Source organism: Haloglomus halophilum, assembly GCF_024298885.1.
GTDB lineage: Archaea > Halobacteriota > Halobacteria > Halobacteriales > Haloarculaceae > Haloglomus > Haloglomus halophilum.
This window is the reverse complement of sequence record NZ_CP101166.1, coordinates 1,329,094-1,346,611: the sequence shown is the minus strand read 5'-3', so window position 1 is coordinate 1,346,611 and position 17,518 is coordinate 1,329,094. Positions and strand designations below refer to the sequence as shown.

Genomic DNA, 17,518 nt, shown 5'->3' with positions numbered 1-17,518 from the left:
CAATCTGGGGTATTATATGCAACCACTGCATAGGGATGGATGCGAAGCACGAGAGAACAACAAGGCAAGCAAGACAGGACAACACCTCCAAGGCGGTGTCGTATCGGCATCCGGTTCGACGCCGGGCGAACCACGGCTGGTGCCACGCGTCGTGCGTCGTGTGGCTGTTCCTTCGTTCGCGACCCCGGCCTGGCCGACCGCTCCACCCGGTCGGTCCCGTTCCTGCAGTCGGCCGGCGGGCTGCTCCCGCTGGCCGCTATCCACCATCCACGACGAGCGACTGCGCTCGAATTGGACCATCCCGAGGATTATGATGCAACTAGCTAATTCTGTCGCCAGTACTTCCGAACGATCGTAAAATATCGAAAGCAATCGAAAAACGGCACCGGTGCAACGAACCCAGCGGAAAACAGCGTCAGTGTGCCGGGGAGGCCGGCGCGGTTCGAGTCGGTGTCGCAGTCGTGGTCAGACGGCCTCGCGGCCGGTCTTGCCCGTCCGGATCTGGTGGGCGCCCTCGACCGGCATGATGAACACCTTGCCGTCGCCGGGTTCGCCGGTCTTGGCCGCGTCCGCGATGGCCTCGGCGACCTCGTCGGCGGGCACGTCCGCGACGACACACTCGACCTTCACCTTCTGGTGGAGGTCGACGGTGTACTCCTCGCCGCGCCACTGGCCCTTCTTCGCGGGCTGGCTACCGCGGCCGGAGACGTTCGTCACCGTGATGGAGGGGGCACCGACCTCGACGAGGGCGCCCTTCACCTCGCCCAGCACGTCCGGGCGGATGTACGCCGTGACCATCTTGATGCTGCCGTCGTTGGCGACGCCGCCGTCCGGGCGGATGATGCCGCGGTCGTCCTGCACGTAACCGCCGTCCGTGGCGGTCTCGGGGCGGCCGAACTCGGGGTAGGTGTCGACGCCGTGCTCGGAGACGTCCAGCCCCTCCAGTTCGTGCTCGCGGGAGACGCGGGCCTCACCGATGGCCTTCAGCGCACCGAAGACGGCCGCGGTCGCGGCGACCGTCCAGACCGTGATGACCACGACCAGCGCGATCTGTCCGACGAGCGCGTCGACGAAGAACGCGGCGTCGAAGCCGCTCGCCCAGGTGTCGGTCGCGACGAACGGGAACAGCAGCGCGCCGAGCAGCCCCGCACTCCCGTGGACCGGGAAGACCGCACAGACGTCGTCGATCTTGAGCCGCTTCTCCACGAAGCCGAAGACGATGGGCAGCTGCGCGCCGGCGATGAGGCCGACCGCGAGCGCGCCCACCCAGAGGATGCCGTCCGTGATGGAGGTGATGCCGACGAGACCGGCGAGCATCCCATTGGCGACGTACAGCGTGTCGACCTTGCCGGTCTTGTACAGCGCCATGCCGCCGGCGCCGATGGCGCCCGCGGCCATCCCCAGCGTCGTGGTCAGCGCGACGCGGCCGACGTAGTCGAACGCACCCAGCGAGAGGATGCCCTGGTCGGCGGCGGCCGTCGCGTCGAACACCGACGCGGCGGTGCCGACGTTGAAGCCGTACCAGCCGAAGGCGAGGATGAGCGTCCCCAGCACCGCGAACGTCAGCGAGTGGCCGGGGATGACGTTGACGCTGCCGTCCTCGTTGTAGCGGTCGATGCGCGGGCCGATGATCCAGGCCGCGGTGAGGCCGGCGACACCGCCCATGCCGTGGACGATGACACCGCCCGCGAAGTCCTGGAAGCCCAGTCCGATGAGGCCGTCGGAGGTGAGGAGCCCCTGGCCCGCCCAGGTGAACCCGACGACGACCGGGTAGATGACCGCGGCCAGCAGTATCGTGTACGTGACGTACGCGCGGAGCTTCGCGCGGCCCGCCACCGCCCCGGAGACGATGGTGGCGGCGGTCATCGCGAAGACGGCGCCGAACAGCCAGCTCACCCAGCCCGCCGACCCGGCGCTCCAGGTCGCGATGAGGTCACCCGGGACGAGCGCGTTCGGTCCGGTCAACTGACCAGTCACGCTCGCGACGCCCGCGCCGACGAGGAAGAACGCGATGACGCCGATACTCCAGGTGAGCATGTTCTTCGTCAGCTGGTTGGCGACGTTCTTCGAGCGGACCTGGCCCGCCTCCAGCATCGCGAAGCCGGCGTGCATGAAGAAGATGAGGAAGGTCACCGTCAGCACCCACAGCAGGTTGACCCCCTCGACCAGCGTGCTCAGCTCCGTGCCGGACTGGAGCAGTACGTCCATCACGCGCGGTCCACCTCAGGTTCCGAACGACTGTCTATTTCGAACTCGCATTCTGCAACGTTCATGGTGTCTCTCACGTCATCTCGTCAGCAGATACTCCTACATAAACGTTTGAGTTGTGAATGTCCATTTTCATACGTATGGATAGACGACTGTCCGATTTGGGGTAGAATAATATCGATATAAGGTCGTAATCCGTCCACCTCTCGGACGTTCATCGACAGTTCACTGGACGAACGTCCGCCGTGGAACTGGCCGTTCGGACGGGTTTCGGTCCGCGCGCACGACACTCGTCCACCGATCCGCCGCGGGGTGGGTCGTGTCGGTCCCGGGTTGGGGGTCGAGAGCGGCGCGTGGAGCCGTGTCGTAGGGGTCGCGGCGCGTAGGCAGTGGCGTAGGGCCGCGGCGCGTGGAGCAGTGGCACGTGCGGCTGTGGGGGCGCGGGATGGAACATGGAACGGAGATACAGCGGTGCTACCGTCGACCGTGTACGGGTGACATCTCGGCGTGTCGCCGTGCGGAACGGCGGTGTGGAGTAGGAGGTGTGTCAGTCGTCGCCGTGCAGCGCGGCGAGCGGCCCGTCCTCGACGACGGCGTGCCGGGCGACCGCGATGCGGTGGGCACGGACCCGGGGGTCACTCGCCAGCCGGGTCGCGGTTCGCTCGAACGCGGCGGCCGACGGGAACCGACAGACGGCCTGCACGTCGAACCGCCCGCTGGCCAGGTAGACCGCCACGCCGGGGCCGTCGCGGAGGTCGTCCGCGATGGTGCGGGCGTTCCCGTGGTGGGCGTCGATCCGGAGGAGCGCCGTCCGAAGCCCGAGCGCGTCGTAGTCGACGAGCGGGACGTAGCCGTCGACGGCGCCCGATTCCTCGAGCGCAGCCAGTCGGTCGGCGGTCGCGGCGTCGGCCGCGGTGACCGTCGCCCGGTCGTGCGGACCGCCCCGGGTGGCATCGACGGCCGGTTCGTCGTCCCCCGTCCCGTCCGGCTCCTCCGACCCTCCGTCGGCGGAGTCGGTGTTGGCCACGGCCTACACCGCGTCCTGTCCGGTCACCCCAGTCCGGATCTGGTAGGCCTCCTCGACCGGCGAGACGAACACCTTGCCGTCGCCGGGTTCGCCGGTCTTGGCGGCCTCGACGATGGCCTCGGCGACCTCGTCGGCGGGCACCTCCGCCACGTAGCACTCGACCTTCACCTTCGAGTGCAGGTCGACGGTGTACTCCTCGCCGCGCCACTGGCCCTTCTTCGCGGGCTGTGACCCGCGACCGGAGACGTTCGTCACCGTGATGGATGGCGCACCCACGTCCACGAGGGCGGCCTTCACCTCGCCCAGCATGTCCGGGCGGATGAACGCCGTCACCAGCTTCACGCCGCCGTCGTTGGGCGCGTCACTCATCGTCGGTCACCTCCGTGACGGCGGGCTCGATGTCGGCATCCATGCCGGAGCGGTCGATGAAGCCCCCATCCGGCCTGACCTCCGTGCCCGACCCGGGCACGCTGCCGCCGTCGGCGACCGCGCGCTCGGGGCCGGAGTCGTCCGTGAACTCGGGGTAGGCGTGCATCCCGTGTTCGGAGGGGTCGAGGCCGGTGACCTCCTCCTCCTCGGAGACGCGCAGCCCGATGACCGCGTCGACCACCAGCAGCGTCACCATCGTGCCGAGGACGGTGAACGTCCCGATGAACGCGGAGCCGGCGACCTGCATGATCAGCTGGTTGACCGAGAAGCCGGCCACGTCGAAGAACGGGATCATGATGGTCCCGATGAAGCCGGCCGAGCCGTGGACCGCGAAGACGCCACAGACGTCGTCGATCTTCAGCGAGTCGACGACCCAGCGGTAGACGATGGGCGTCTGGATGCCGCCGACGATGCCGATGACGAGGGCGCCCCACCAGGTGACGTGGGCACACGCGCCGGTGATGGCGACCAGGCCGGCCAGGAGGCCGTTGGCGCCGAACAGCGGGTCCGGCTTGCCCTCCCAGACCGCCGTGGTCAGGGTGGAGAACACCATGCCCGCGCCCATCGCGAGGGTGGTGTTCAGCGCGACACGGCCCAGCGCGGCCCCGTTGAACGAGCCGTCCGTCGTGAGGACGGTCGCCTGGGTGCCGACGTTGAACGCGTACCAGCCGAAGGCCAGGATGAGCGTCCCGATGACCGCGAACAGGACGGAGTGCCCGGGGATGGGCTGGGCGTCACCGTTCTCGTCGAAGCGGCCCTTGCGCGGGCCGACCATGTAGGCCGCGGTGAGCCCGGCGATGCCGCCCATCGCGTGGACGACGGTCGCGCCGGCGAAGTCCTTGTAGCCGACGTCGAGTGCCTCCCCGAGGAAGCCCGTCGAGGAGAGCAGCCCCGTCCCGCCCCAGGTCGACCCGGAGACGACCGGGTAGAGGACGGCCACGAGGACGAAGGCGTACACGACGTACGCCGAGAACTTCATCCGCTCGGCGATGGCCCCGGAGACGATGGTCGCGGCGGTCATCGCGAAGACGGCGCCGAACAGCCAGCCGATCCACGCCGTCGGGTCGTTGATGTGGCTGAACGCACCGGAGATGGAGAGCGCCTCCCCGGGCGAACCGAGCATCCCCGCCATCGCGGAGACGCCCGCGCCGACGAGGAAGAAGACCAGCACGCCCATCGACCAGTCGGTCATGTTCTTCATCACGACGTTGCCGGCGTTCTTGGCGCGTACCTGTCCGGCCTCCAGCAGCGCGAACCCGGGCTGCATGAAGAAGATCAGGAAACACACCATCAGCACCCACACCGCGTTGATGCTGTTCGCGATGGCGGTCACGTCACCCTGGAGCAGGATCGGTTCGATCATCACGAACTCACCTCGAACTTTGCTTCCGATTCGTCAGCGTTTCCGAAGTATTTCCACGTCATCGTGTATCTCTGCGCACTGGATGCCAGTGGTCCTCCACTACATAAGGTTTGGCTTGACGATTCCGACGATTCCTGGGAGTAAGAGGACGAACGTCGAAAATTGGGAAGGATATTAGGTGTTTAATGCGGCCGTTTGTCGGGATATCTGGGCAATCGTCACCAGCATACCGACCGTTCGTCAACCGGGATGCTGTTCGTTCGCACACGCTCAGCGGCATGCGCGGACCGTTTGGTCGGAAATTTCTGCCGGAAGGGTCCGTTCGTCAACAGCAGGTCATGGCTCCGCCGGGTCGGAGCCCCGGGTCGGAGCCCTGGGTCAGAGCTGGTCGGCCAGATCCTCGGCGAAGTAGGTGATGATGAGGTCCGCGCCCGCCCGCTTGATGGAGAGCAGCGACTCGTAGGCGGCCGCTTCGAGGTCGAGCCAGCCCTGCTCGGCGGCGGCGTGGAGCATCGCGTACTCGCCGCTGACGTTGTACGCGGCGACGGGGTGGTCGAACTCGCGGCGCACGTCCGCGACGACGTCGAGGTACGGGAGTGCGGGCTTGACCATCAGCACGTCGGCGCCCTCGGCCGCGTCGCGGGCGACCTCGCGGCGCGCCTCGCGGGCGTTCGCCGGGTCCATCTGGTAGTGCCGGCGGTCGCCGAACGCCGGCGCGCCGTCGGCGGCGTCACGGAACGGCCCGTAGAACGCGGAGGCGTACTTCGCGGCGTACGCCATGATGGGCACGTCGTCGTGGCCGGCGTCGTCCAGCGCGTCGCGGATGGCTGCGACCTGTCCGTCCATCATGCCGGAGGGCGCGATCATGTCGGCGCCCGCCTCGGCCTGCGAGACCGCGATGGAGCGGTACCGCTCCAGGGTGGCGTCGTTCCGGACCGTGAGCCGCGGGTCCTCGGCGGCGTCGTCCTCGAGGAGGCCGCAGTGCCCGTGGTCGGTGTACTCGCAGAGACAGAGGTCCGTGATGACGTAGGCCTCGGTCTCGGCAGTGATGGCCCGTGTCGCGCGCTGGACGACCCCGTCCTCGGCGTCGGCGCGCGAGCCCTCCGGGTCCTTCGACTCGGGGATGCCGAAGACGATGACCGCCTCGACACCGGTTTCCAGTACCTCGCGGACGCGCGGGACCGCCTCGTCGACGGGGACACGTTCGTGGCCCGGCATCGAGGGGATGGGCTGGCGCTCGTCCGTGGTGGCGTCGACGAAGACGGGTGCGACGAGGTCGCTGGCCTGCACGTCGGTCTCGCTGACGAGTTCCCGGACGCCGTCCGCGCGCAGTCGGCGGGGTCCGAGGCCGCTCGTGGGTGCGTCGTGGCCGCTCATGCTTGGTTGCGTGTTGGGGGTGGGCGGTTAAGTCGTGTCGGCTGTGGTACGGTGGTGTCTGTTCTGGTGGCTGCTCGGGTGACTGCGACGACGATGGAGACGGCCACGAAGCCCTCGGGCGCTCGTGACTCCGCGGCTCGCTGCGCGCCTCGCTCCCTTCGGTCGCTCGGTGCTAGCTTCGCCGGGGAGCCGACGAGCGCCCTCGCCCTTCGAGTCCACCGAGAGAGCTTGCTCCCTCGAGCTGCTCGAAAATCGAAGATTTTCGGCATGACGAGACGGCTCTGCCGTCTCGAACCACCTCGCTCGCTTCGCTCGCGAGGACACCAGGGCCGCGTGTTGGTCAGTCGGCTTCGTGAGCCTCGTACCTCCCCAGCCGACTGCGATGCTCGCTCCCTTCGGTCGCTGCGCTTCTCATCCCTCGCGCGCTGGCGGTGGCTGGCCTGCGGCACAGCCGCCAGCGCGCGCCGGTTCGACTGACGGGGACGTGAGCCTCTGCAACCACGGGCCGGGAGCGCGTGGCGAGCGCAAGCGAGCCCGCGCGACCTGGGGAAGGGCAGGGCCGTCGCGCCCGTGCCACGTTCCACGTCCCTGGTGGACTCGAAGGGCGAGCGGGCTCCGGGTCATCTGACGACGCAAGCACCGCAACGAGCGACCGAAGGGAGCGAGTGAGGAGCGCAGCGAGTCAGGGACCCGGAGCACGCGAGGGCTTCGGAGGTGTCTCTGTCTCCGAACCTCACTCTATGCGCGAACCAGTGGATTACATCTCCGAAACTCGGAATTATTCGGTATAGTGGGAAGTAGATGACATAACACCGATATAACTCAGAAAGCACAAGCCGCCCATACTTTTAGCGAGCCCTCCCCAACCACGACCTAACACATGAGCGACCTGCCGGACGAGTTCCCCTGCCGACTCCTCACCTGGGACTACGTCGACGGCCTCGCGCGGGACCTGGCCCACGAGGTACGTGGCGACTACGACCCGGACGCCGTCGTGGCCATCGCGCGCGGTGGCCTCGTGCCCGCCCGTATCGTCTGTGACTACCTCGACGTGGACGACCTCATCAGCATCAAGGTCGAGCACTACGTCGGCACCGGCGAGGCCGGCGACGGGCCCTCGGTCAAGTACCCGCTGGCCGACGGCGCCGTGGCGGACAAGGACCTGCTCGTGGTCGACGACATCGCCGACACCGGACAGACCTTCCAGCACACGGTCGACCACCTCGAGAGCCTCGGCCAGCCACCCGCACAGGTGCGGACGGGAACCCTGCAGCTGCTGCCCGGCAGCGAGGCCGAGCTGGATTTCGTGGCCTCGCATCCCGACGAGTTCGCGTGGATGGTCTACCCGTGGAACTTCATCGAGGACATGTGCGACCTCGTGCCGCGGCTGATGGAACTCGCAGAGGGCGACCGCTTCTCCGAGGACGAGCTCTACCACCTGTTCTACGACTACCACGACATCGACCGCGTCCACTTCGAGGTCATCCAGGGCGACCGGCTGGGCGAGGTGCTCGCGGAACTGGAGCGCCGGGGCGTCGTGGAGACGACGGGCCGGGGTAGCGCCGGGTCGCCCGAGTGGCGGCTCGTCGCGTAGGGGCGGCGACCTCCCACGGTCGGGTACCGGCGCTGCCGACCACGGACAGGTTGACGGCCACGCAGCCCCAGGTCCGGGTGATGGAGGACACGACGGACGGCGCGCTCGGCGAGGGCCACGACCTCGACCCGTCGACCGTCGACCCCGCGCCGCGTCGCGTCCGGGATGCCGACCTCTCGACGGTGGCGTGGGCGCTCTGGACGACGAGCCGGCCGGACCAGCTGTTGCTCGTCGTCGCCGTCTACGCGATGGGCGCGACCATCGCCGTCGCACAGGGCGCGGCGCTCTCGGCCGGGGCGGCGCTCGCGGGGCTGGCCGCCCTGCTGCCGACCGCCGCGAGCATCCACTACGCCAACGAGTACGCCGACTACGAGACGGACGCGCTGACCGACCGGACGCCGTTCTCGGGCGGGAGCGGCGGACTACACGAGGCCCGGCTCCCGAAACGGCTCGCGCGCGACGCGATGCTCGCGACGGCCGTCGTCGCCGCGCTCGTGGCTGGACTGCTCTGGGCGACCGGCGCGCTGCCGACGGTCGCGGCCGCCGTGCTGGTCGTCAGCGCGGTCCTTGGCTGGGGCTACTCGTTGCCGCCGCTGGCGCTGGCGTGGAACGGGCTCGGGGAACTCGACAACGCCGTCCTCGGCGGGCTGCTCCTGCCCCACTACGGCGCGGCGGCGCTCGCGGGCTCGTTCGAGCTGGCGGTCTGTCTCGCGGTGCTCCCGTTCACGGCGCTGGTGTTCGTCAACCTGCTCGCGACCCAGTGGCCCGACCGGCGGGCCGACGCTGCCGTCGGGAAGCGGACCCTGCCGACGCGGTGGTCGCCGGCCCGGCTCCGCGTGGCCTACGTCGCGGGTACCGTCGTCGCGTTCGGGTCGCTCGCGGCGCTGTGGGGCCGGGTCATCCCGCCGCTCGTCGCCGGGGCGACCCTGCTCGCGCTCCCGTTCGTGGCGTGGGGCGCGGCGACGTACACGCGCGACGAGTGGCCGTTCCCGACCGTCGCGGCGATGGTGGTCGCGGCGGTCGCACAGCTACTGGCATGGGCGGTCGTCGCCGGGCTTCCGGCGCGAGTCGCCGCGCTCCTGAGGTGAGGCCAGTGGTCACGCACACGGGCGCTCGACGGTCGACGATACCGGGTATCAAGACTTACACCGTGCCCCACGCTACCCGCACCCAGTGACCTCGCTGCCGGCCGTCCTCGACCTCCTCGCCCTGGTCCCCTCCGTCGCGGCGTCCGCCTCGTGGGCCGGTGCCGGCCTGCTGGCGGCCCTCACCGCGCTTCCCGGGCTGCTCCCGGTCGGCCACTTCCACGTCGGTATCTTCCGTGCGCTGGAGGAGGCGGTACGGGCCGCGACCGGGCCGTTCGGCCTGGTCGTCATCTTCGTCTACAGCTTCCTCATCGCGTTCATCCTCCCGCTCCCCAGCGAGGTCGTGCTCGCGACACCGCTCCGGCTGGGACTCCCCTACTGGACCGAGATCGGCATCATCATCGTCGTCAGTGGCGCCGGCAAGGCCGCGGGGAGCGTCCTCGCGTTCGGCCTCGGCCAGGAGGCCAAGGAGTCCGGTCCGGTCATCAGACTCCTCCGCCGCTCGCGGTTCAACGTGGTGTCGCTGGCCGAGCGCCGGACGGTCCAGCTGGCGAAGGAGTACGGCTACGCCGGCCTCGCGCTGGCGCTCTGCGTGCCCGGGTTCCCCGACACGCTCTCCATCTACGCGTTCTCCGTCCTCGAGGAGGACTACGTCAAGTTCGCGCTCGCCACGTTCGCCGGAAGCGCCGGCCGCCTCGTCTTCTTCGTCGCGGTCGTCGAGGGGGCGCTGGTGCTGCTCTGAGCCCGGTCGCCGCCGACGTACGGCGACGAGCCTCGCGGAACCGGCGGGTTTTAGCGGCCCCCGTTCCCGTGTCCGGACATGAGCCACGAGCCGTTCCCCACCGACGGGACCGCCGTCGTCACGTGTGGGCTGCCGTACGCGAACGGCGACCTCCACGTCGGTCACCTGCGGGGGTACGTCGCCGCGGACGCGTACAACCGGGCCCTGCGCAAGCTCGGCCAGCAGACCGCCTACGTCTGCGGCTCCGACATGCACGGCACTCCCATCGCCGTCAACGCCGCCGAGCAGGGCGTCTCCCCCGAGCAGTTCGCGCTGGAGTACCACGAGCAGTACCAGGAGACCTTCCCGAAGTTCGACGTCGACTTCGACAACTACGGCCACACGGACGACGAGACGAACACCGAACTCACGCGGGATATCGTCCGCACGCTGGAGTCGGAGGGGTACGTCTACGAGAAGGAGATCATGGTCGCGTTCGACCCCGAGGAGGGCCAGGCGCTCCCCGACCGCTTCGTCGAGGGCACCTGCCCGTACTGCGGGGAGCAGGCCCGCGGCGACGAGTGCGACGAGGGGTGTGGCCGCCACCTCGAGCCCGGGGAGATCGAGGACCCCGTCTCCACCGTCACCGGCAACCCCGCCGAGTACCGCGAGCGCACCCACAAGTTCTTCCGCGTCTCCGAACTGCAGGACTACCTCCAGGAGTTCATCGACCGCCTCGAGGGGACGGACAACGCGAAGAACCAGCCCCGCGAGTGGATCGAGGGCGAACTCCGGGACTGGTGTATCACCCGCGATATGGACTGGGGTATCGACTACCCCGGCGACGAGGACGAGGAGGACGCGCTCGTCCTCTACGTCTGGGTGGACGCCCCCATCGAGTACATCTCCTCGACGAAGCAGTACTCCGAGCGCGTCGGTGCCGACGCGTACGACTGGGAGGACGTCTGGCGCGACGACTCCGGCGAGGTCGTCCACGTCATCGGCCGGGATATCATCCAGCACCACACCGTCTTCTGGCCGGCGATGCTCCACGCCGCGGGCTACACCGAGCCCCGCGCCGTCGCCGCGACCGGCTTCATCACCATCAACGGGAAGGGCCTGTCCACGAGCCGGAACCGCGCAATCTGGGCCCGCGAGTACCTCGACGAGGGGTTCCACCCGGACCTCCTCCGGTATTACCTCGCCACGAACGGCGGCCTCCAGCAGGACGTCGACTTCTCGTGGGAGAAGTTCCAGTCCCGCGTCAACAGCGAGCTCGTCGGCGCGTACGGCAACTTCGCCTACCGCTCGCTCCTCTTCGCCCAGCGCAACTACGGCGGCACGCCCGACACGGAGGTGTCACCCGAGGTCAGCGAGCGCATCGAGCAGGCCGTCGACGACGTCCGCGAGGCGGTCAACGACTACTCGGTCCGGCAGGTCGGCGAGGCCGCGCTCGACCTCGCCCGGTACGGCAACGAGTACATCCAGTCCGAGGAGCCGTGGAACCTCGTCGACGACGACCCGGAGCGCGCCGAACAGGTCATCCGCGACTGCGTCCAGCTCTCGGTCGCCCTCGCGGTCCTGTTCGAGCCGCTCGCGCCCGACACGGCCGAGCGCCTCTACGACCAGGTCGGCGCCGACGGCGACGTCCACGAGGTGACCCTCGAAGCGGCCCACGACGCCCCCGCCGCGGAGTTCGCCGAACCCGACGAACTCGTCACCAAGATCGAGGACGAGCGCGTCGAGGACCTGAACGAGAAGCTCGAACAGCGCATCGAAGAGTCCGCCAGCGACGACGAGGCGGCGGACGAGACCGACGAGAGCGAGACGACCGACGACACCACTACCGACGACATGGACCTCGAACCCCTAACGGACGACCGCATCAGCTTCGACGACTTCCAGGGCCTCGACCTCCGGGTCGGGCGCATCGAATCGGCCGAGCCCATCGAGGGTGCCGACAAGCTCCTCCGGCTGGAGGTCGACATCGGCGTCGAGACCCGGCAGGTCGTCGCCGGCCTCCGACAGCTCCACGACGTGGACGAGTTGCCCGGCACGCGGGTGGTCCTCGTTGCGAACATGGAGAAGTCGGAGCTGTTCGGCGTCGAGTCCAACGGGATGGTGCTGGCGGCGGGCGAGGAGGCCGACCTGCTCACGACGCACGGCGACTCGCCGCTCGGGACGAAGGTGCGGTAGTCGCGACGGGTCAGCGCTCGGTCAGTTCGTCGGCGTACTCCGAAACCAGCGCCGCGAACGCGCGTGCTTCGCGCTCCTCCTGCACCTCCAGTGGCCGGTCGTCACGGACCCGCTCCTTGACGAGGCGCATCGCCATCGGGCTGTTCTCCGCGAGGTTCTCGCTCACCACCAGCGGGTCGTCGACGATGCGCTGGACGAGGCCCATTCGCAGTGCCTCGTCGGCGTCGATGACCCGGCCCGAGACCGAGAGGTCCAGCGCGTCGCCCTGTCCGACGATTTTCGGGAGCCGGGCGGTCCCGCCCCACGCGCCGAACAGGCCGAACGTCGCCCCGGGCTCGGCGAACGTCGCGTCCGTCGTGGCGATGCGGAGGTCGCAGGCGAGCGCGATTTCGACGCCCCCGCCACGCGCCGCACCGTCGATACCCGCGACGACGACGGCGTCGCTCTCCTCGACCGCGCGGGCCGTGCGCTGGCCCTTCCGGACGAACGGCCCGACCACGTCACGGGCCTCGTCCGGGTTCATCGGCTCGTCGTCGGCGGCCGCGTCCACCATCGTCGCGACCCGGCGGACCTCGCCGAGGTCGGCCCCGGCGGAGAACGCCGACCCCTCGCCCCGGATGTGGACCACCGGCGGCGGGTCCCGCACCGCCTCGCGGATGGCGTCGAGCGCGTCGCCGGTGAGCGCGTTGCGCTGGTCCGGTCGGTCGAGCGTGACGACTCGGACGTCGCCGTCGTCGACGACGCGGACGGGGTCGCTCATTGTCCGGGAGAGGTGGTGGTTTCCAAAGGCCTTTGCCCTCCGTCGGCGTACTTAGTGGCGATGGAGGAAGCCGCCGCGGTCCGTCGGGCCGCGACCGAGGCCGTCGGCGACGTGGTTCCCGACGCGCTCCGGTCGGACATCGAGTCCCTTCTCGCGGACGGGTCGATGGTCCCCGGAGCGCTCACGCTGCTGGCCGCGACGGTGCCAGCGGACTCCCCGACCGAGTTCGACGGTATCGACGGCCTCGTCGAGCGTGCCGCCGGCGTCCAGCTCATCTACGACGGGCTCCGGCTCACCCGCGACCTCGCCCGCGAGGACCCGTGGGCCGCCGGCGACCGTGACCGCGGCGACATGGGCATCCTCGCGGCCGACGTGCTCGTCGCGCGCGGGTTCTACCTGCTCGCCCGCACCGAGGCCGCTGACCGTGCGGTCGGCGTGGTCCGGGCCTTCGGCCGCGACCAGACCCACCGCCGGGAGGCCGACGACCCCTCGTACGACGAGCGACTGGAACGCGACGTGCTCGACCTCGCGCTGGTCGCCGGCACCACGGCGGCGGGTGGCGACGCCCCGCCCGACCGCGACTGGCTGGTCGACGCCCTCGTCGATGGGGGCGAGTCCGACGGGCGAGCCGCGTCGGACGTACAGTCCGGCGGTGAGGCGGAAGGACGAACCTCGTCGGGCGTCCAGTCCGGTGGCTTCCCGCCGGTCGCGGACCTGGGGGCCGAGTCGCTCGCGGCCGACCTGCGCCGCCTCGACGGCGGCGAGGAACCCCCCGTCGAGCGGAGCGGCGGCTGACCCCGCGCTGGCTGCGAGTTTCCACCGCGTCACCGCGTGTCTCGGACGGGGAGAAACGAAACGCCTAACAAGCGAACCGGGCTACCGACAGGCGGTGCCTGGGTAGCTTAGCGGTAAAGCGCGTCCTTGGTAAGGACGAGAGCGCGGGTTCAAATCCCGCCTCAGGCTTCTCCCGTCCCCGTCACTCATTTTTAAGTACCAGAGCGTAGCTACGGTTCCTGTGGCAGACGAGTACGTGTATCGGACTGCGATTACCCGTCTCTCAGTGGACGACGAGCAGCGCGAGCGTCTCGAAGAGACCATCACCGAGTGGAAGCGAGGGTGTCAGATCGCAACGAACCTGGCGTGGGAGCGATGTAGCGCTAAGTCCGACGTACAGTCCTTCGCCTACGATGCCGTACGCGAGCAAACCGAACTCGGGAGTCAGCACACGATTCTCGCCACACACCAGTCTGCAGAAGCGATTACCGGGTGCGTCGAGCGGCGCTCCGATGGGAAGCAAGCCAGCAAGCCCACGTTCACCGCGCCAACGGTGAGATACGACAGCCGGACGATGACGCTGTTCGAGGACGATACCGTTTCACTCGCCACGACGGAAGACCGCGTCCGGTGTCAGCTGGCACTTCCAGAGGGTGAGGACGGCTACCAGCAGCAGTTCCTCGACTCGGGTGAGTGGAGCGTGACCGAAAGCACGCTTACCACCCGTGATGGGGGATTCTTCCTGCATCTCGGATTCAAGCGACACAAGACCGATACCGAGCGGGAGACCGCCGAGGACGGAACGGTTCTCGGGGTCGACCTCGGTGTGGAGAACCTCGCGGTCACCAGCACGGCACACTTCATCAACGGACGAGAACTTACCCACCGGCTCCGTGAATTCGAGAGGGTCCGTGCTGGGCTCCAGCGAACCGGAACGCGGAGCGCCCACCGAACACTGGCTACGGCGAGCGGTCGCCAGCTCCGGTACGTTCGGGATGTGGTTCACCAGGCATCAGACTCCATTATCACCGAAGCACGGCGGTACGACTGCGACGTGATCGCGTTCGAGAACCTGACGAACATTCGCGATCGGACGAGTGGCTCTTGGGGGCACACGTGGGCGTTTCGGAGGCTGTACGAACAGACCAGATACAAGGCTGAAGCTACCGGCATCACGGTAAAACAGGTGGGCCCAGCGTACACCTCGACGCGGTGTTCGGAGTGTAGATTCACGGCTGAGGGGAATCGGCCATCCCGGTCCGAATTCCACTGCCTGGAGTGTGGATCCGAATCGAATGCCGACTACAACGCGGCGAAGAATATCGGATTGCGGTACGTCCGTCGGGGTCGACAGTCGTCTCGACGGACGGGTGACAGTCAACTCGCCCTGAAGTCCGGAACAGTGACGCCGAACGGCGGATTCACCTCCTACCCCGACGGGTTCGAGGCTGAGTTCACGGACAAACCCCGCGCCCGACCTGCGGCCACGTCGGAGTGAGACGGGGTAGTTGATATTCCGGCCTAGGCTTCATCCCCTTTTCGAACGCCGACCTGTTCGGCCCAGAACGTTTCAGTGCCACGCGACTACCGCCGCCCGCCATGACCGAAAGCGATGACCACGGCCGCGATGTCGAACTCGCGGGAGAGGAAGAAGAAACGGAGGCCGAGGACATCGAGGAGGCCGAACAGGTCCGCGAGGAGGAACAGGAGCGCATGACCGGCGAGGAGGACCTCGAACGCCGGAACGAGGCCCAGGAGCAGGAGAACGTCGACAACCATCGCGATGAGGAGCCGTTCGAGTCGTAGACGACCCTCCGCGGCTCGTTCCTCCGCGCGCCACGCCGTGGAGCGGCGGCGCTGTCGCTCGGCGTGTGAGAACGGGCCGGCAGGTGTGTGCTGCCGACCGCTGTGAAGATGCCGGGTGGGTGTGGCCACCCGGGGAAAGGGAGTGTCGTGACCGTCAGGGAGCCGTGAGAACCGAGTCGGCTTACGCGCTGACGTCGACGCGCTCGGTGACGTCCTCGGCGGCGTCCTCGAAGTCCTCGGCGGCCTCGTTCAGGCGGTCGCCGGCCTCGTCGAAGCCGTCCTGGAGCTGGTCGGCGCTGTCCTCGAAGCGCTCCTGGAAGGAGTCGAGCTGGTCGGCGACCTGCTCCTCGAGGTCGTCGCTGCGGGACTCGAACTCGTCCTGCAGCTCCTCGATGTTCCCCTGGAGGTCCTCCAGTGTCTCGACGGTCTGGTCCTCGAGGTCCTCGCTGGACTCGAGGAGGGAGTCGACCTGCTCGTCGAGGTTCTCGAGGAAGTCGGCCAGGAACTCGTCGACGGAGTCGGCGCCGTCGCGGACGTTCTCCTCGACCTGCTCGGAGATGTCGACGCGGGTGTCCGCCAGCTCGTCGAGCTGCTCGTCGATGGTCTCGCGGACATCGTCCAGGTTGGTGTCACCGGGGACCGCGGCCTCGGCGGCGTCGAGGACCGCGTCCACGCCCGTGCGGGCGAAGTCGGCGGAGCTGTTCTGGACCTCCATCACGGGGTCGATGCTGTCGACGAACGCCTCGTTCACGTCGCGCTGGATGCCGACGGCCGTGTGGATGCTGTCCTGGGTGGTCTCGATCGCGCTGCGCTGTGCCTCGAACGCGAGGCCGAACGGTGAGTTGTTGTCTGCCATTGTACTTCCACCTATGACGCCATCGGTATTAAGTCTTACCGCTCAAAACCATTCATTACCATTGTGTGTCTTCGAGGTGGGTTATCTACCAGCACACGTGAGTGCCAGCCGGGCGAAGCCGCTCTCGGGCGGCGTCCAGCGGCCGGGCTGCCGCCCCCGGGTGGAGCGGTAGCTCTCCGGGTTCGGCAGCCCCCGGTTCCCTGGCCGTTCGACGCCGATGTCGGCGGTGGGCACCGTCCGTCGATATAAGCGCCCGAACTGTTCGGGGGAACCGGCTGGGAGGCTCCGGGCATCCGGTATGGTATGGAGCAGCGAACCATCGACAGTGCCCGGGCGTCGTACCAGCACGCGATGGCTCAGGCGGAGGACCCCGCCGTGAAACGCGAGTTCCGGCGGTCGGTCGGCCTGCTGGACGCCATCGAGTCCAACCGCGGGATCACCGTCGTCAGCGACCGGCGCCCGGCCGCTGACGACTGACGGCCGCACGCGTGCCCGGCCCGCTACACGCTTCCCGGGTAGGAGTCGCCGGCCACGTCCACGGAGTCGACCCACGGCGGCCGCTCGGCCTCGGGGACGGTGAACCGCGAACGCGCGTCCATGTACATGAATATCATCGCGCGCCGCCACCGGTCGGTCGTGTTCGGCGATGTCCGGTGGGGCAACAGCGAGTGCTGGAAGAGGACGTCGCCGGCCTCCATCGGGAGTTGCTCCATCTCGCCGAGGTCCTCCGGGATGACGATGTCCGTCTCGTACTCCTGGGTCTCGTGCTCCAGCAACCCCTCCATGTGGCCGCCGGGGAGGACCTCCATGCAGCCGTTCTCGGGCGTCGCGTCGTCCAGGGCGACCCACGTCGTCACCTGGTCGTACGGACGGACGGGGTAGTACGCGGAGTCCTGATGGAGGCCCTTCTCGCTCCCGACGTGTGGGGGCTTGAACATCGCGGCGCTGCGCAGGAGCTTCACGTCGGGGCCCAGCAGGTCCTGTGCGACCGTCACGAGCCGGTCGTCGGTCGCGAGGTCGTGGACGACCTCGTCGTCGAGCAGGCCGAGCCCCTCGAACTTCCGGACGGCGTCGGCCTCGTCGACCCCCTCATCCGCTGCCTCGGGTTCGACCTGCTCGTCGAACCCCTCCACGGGCCGGTCCCCGTGCGTGTACTCGCGCAGGCGCTCGCGCACTCGCGCGACCGTGTCCGCATCGAACAGCCCGCGCTTCACCACGTACCCCTCCCGCTGGTACTGTGCGAACTCCGCGTCGGTCAGCGTCTCCAGGGCCATCAGGTGGGATTACTGGCTGATACCACTTAGGGATACGCGGTCGGCTCT

16 protein-coding genes and 1 tRNA gene are annotated in these 17,518 nt (G+C 68.6%); 9 read left to right on the top strand and 8 right to left on the bottom strand.

All coding sequences use genetic code 11. From position 1 onward, the window contains the following. Window positions 1–465: 465 nt before the first annotated feature. The 5 genes from NL114_RS06600 to hemB all read right to left on the bottom strand — a co-directional run bounded on the left by NL114_RS06600 (window position 466) and on the right by hemB (window position 6,404). Complete coding sequence (locus NL114_RS06600) at window positions 466–2,208, bottom strand: ammonium transporter (protein WP_254823998.1); 1,743 nt, start codon at window positions 2,206–2,208, stop codon at window positions 466–468. A gap of 547 nt (window positions 2,209–2,755) precedes the next feature. Continuing rightward, window positions 2,756–3,235 (bottom strand): Lrp/AsnC family transcriptional regulator, encoded by a 480-nt coding sequence (locus NL114_RS06595; RefSeq protein WP_254823997.1) that lies wholly within the window; start codon window positions 3,233–3,235, stop codon window positions 2,756–2,758. 3 nt (window positions 3,236–3,238) lie between these two features. Further along, window positions 3,239–3,604 (bottom strand): nitrogen regulatory protein GlnK1, encoded by a 366-nt coding sequence (gene glnK1 / locus NL114_RS06590; RefSeq protein WP_254823996.1) that lies wholly within the window; start codon window positions 3,602–3,604, stop codon window positions 3,239–3,241. After that, the gene (locus NL114_RS06585; RefSeq protein ID WP_254823995.1) at window positions 3,597–5,027 is read right to left on the bottom strand and encodes an ammonium transporter; all 1,431 of its coding nucleotides are present in this window, start codon (window positions 5,025–5,027) and stop codon (window positions 3,597–3,599) included. The genes glnK1 and NL114_RS06585 overlap by 8 nt, the downstream gene beginning before the upstream one ends. A gap of 378 nt (window positions 5,028–5,405) precedes the next feature. Beyond that, on the bottom strand, window positions 5,406–6,404 hold the full coding sequence (hemB, locus tag NL114_RS06580; RefSeq protein WP_254823994.1) for a porphobilinogen synthase: 999 nt from the start codon (window positions 6,402–6,404) through the stop codon (window positions 5,406–5,408). 880 nt (window positions 6,405–7,284) lie between these two features. Between hemB and NL114_RS06575 the strand changes: the two genes are divergently transcribed. From NL114_RS06575 to metG, 4 genes are all read left to right on the top strand, one after another. Then, complete coding sequence (locus NL114_RS06575; RefSeq protein WP_254823993.1) at window positions 7,285–7,998, top strand: phosphoribosyltransferase; 714 nt, start codon at window positions 7,285–7,287, stop codon at window positions 7,996–7,998. A gap of 80 nt (window positions 7,999–8,078) precedes the next feature. Beyond that, complete coding sequence (locus NL114_RS06570; protein ID WP_254823992.1) at window positions 8,079–9,086, top strand: prenyltransferase; 1,008 nt, start codon at window positions 8,079–8,081, stop codon at window positions 9,084–9,086. Between the two features lie 196 nt (window positions 9,087–9,282). Then, a complete protein-coding gene (locus NL114_RS06565; protein ID WP_254824686.1) occupies window positions 9,283–9,825 on the top strand; it encodes a YqaA family protein in 543 nt (180 codons plus the stop codon). Window positions 9,826–9,903: 78 nt separating this feature from the next. After that, window positions 9,904–12,000, top strand: coding sequence for a methionine--tRNA ligase (metG, locus tag NL114_RS06560; protein WP_254823991.1), 2,097 nt, complete (start codon window positions 9,904–9,906; stop codon window positions 11,998–12,000). A gap of 10 nt (window positions 12,001–12,010) precedes the next feature. Here metG and NL114_RS06555 read toward each other — a convergent pair whose 3' ends face one another. Beyond that, window positions 12,011–12,760 carry an enoyl-CoA hydratase/isomerase family protein gene (locus NL114_RS06555; protein ID WP_254823990.1) on the bottom strand — a complete coding sequence of 250 codons (750 nt, stop codon included), beginning with the start codon at window positions 12,758–12,760 and terminating at the stop codon, window positions 12,011–12,013. 60 nt (window positions 12,761–12,820) lie between these two features. On the opposite strand from NL114_RS06555, the gene NL114_RS06550 reads away from it, so the two are divergent. The 4 genes from NL114_RS06550 (at window position 12,821) to NL114_RS06535 (ending at window position 15,340) form a co-directional block, all read left to right on the top strand. Beyond that, window positions 12,821–13,555 (top strand): DUF7114 family protein, encoded by a 735-nt coding sequence (locus NL114_RS06550; RefSeq protein ID WP_254823989.1) that lies wholly within the window; start codon window positions 12,821–12,823, stop codon window positions 13,553–13,555. A gap of 96 nt (window positions 13,556–13,651) precedes the next feature. After that, window positions 13,652–13,723: transfer RNA gene (locus NL114_RS06545), tRNA-Thr, on the top strand. Between the two features lie 52 nt (window positions 13,724–13,775). Further along, window positions 13,776–15,032 (top strand): RNA-guided endonuclease InsQ/TnpB family protein, encoded by a 1,257-nt coding sequence (locus tag NL114_RS06540; RefSeq protein WP_254823988.1) that lies wholly within the window; start codon window positions 13,776–13,778, stop codon window positions 15,030–15,032. Between the two features lie 101 nt (window positions 15,033–15,133). Continuing rightward, complete coding sequence (locus tag NL114_RS06535) at window positions 15,134–15,340, top strand: hypothetical protein (protein WP_254823987.1); 207 nt, start codon at window positions 15,134–15,136, stop codon at window positions 15,338–15,340. 181 nt (window positions 15,341–15,521) lie between these two features. Here the strand turns inward: NL114_RS06535 and NL114_RS06530 are convergent, their stop codons facing one another. Continuing rightward, the gene (locus NL114_RS06530) at window positions 15,522–16,196 is read right to left on the bottom strand and encodes an apolipoprotein A1/A4/E family protein (RefSeq protein WP_254823986.1); all 675 of its coding nucleotides are present in this window, start codon (window positions 16,194–16,196) and stop codon (window positions 15,522–15,524) included. A 303-nt stretch (window positions 16,197–16,499) separates the two neighbouring features. On the opposite strand from NL114_RS06530, the gene NL114_RS06525 reads away from it, so the two are divergent. After that, window positions 16,500–16,673: a hypothetical protein gene (locus NL114_RS06525; RefSeq protein ID WP_254823985.1), complete on the top strand. Its 174-nt coding sequence runs from the start codon at window positions 16,500–16,502 to the stop codon at window positions 16,671–16,673. 23 nt (window positions 16,674–16,696) lie between these two features. Here the strand turns inward: NL114_RS06525 and NL114_RS06520 are convergent, their stop codons facing one another. Further along, window positions 16,697–17,470, bottom strand: a complete 774-nt coding sequence (locus NL114_RS06520) for a phytanoyl-CoA dioxygenase family protein (RefSeq protein ID WP_254823984.1) — start codon at window positions 17,468–17,470, stop codon at window positions 16,697–16,699. Window positions 17,471–17,518 lie beyond the last annotated feature (48 nt).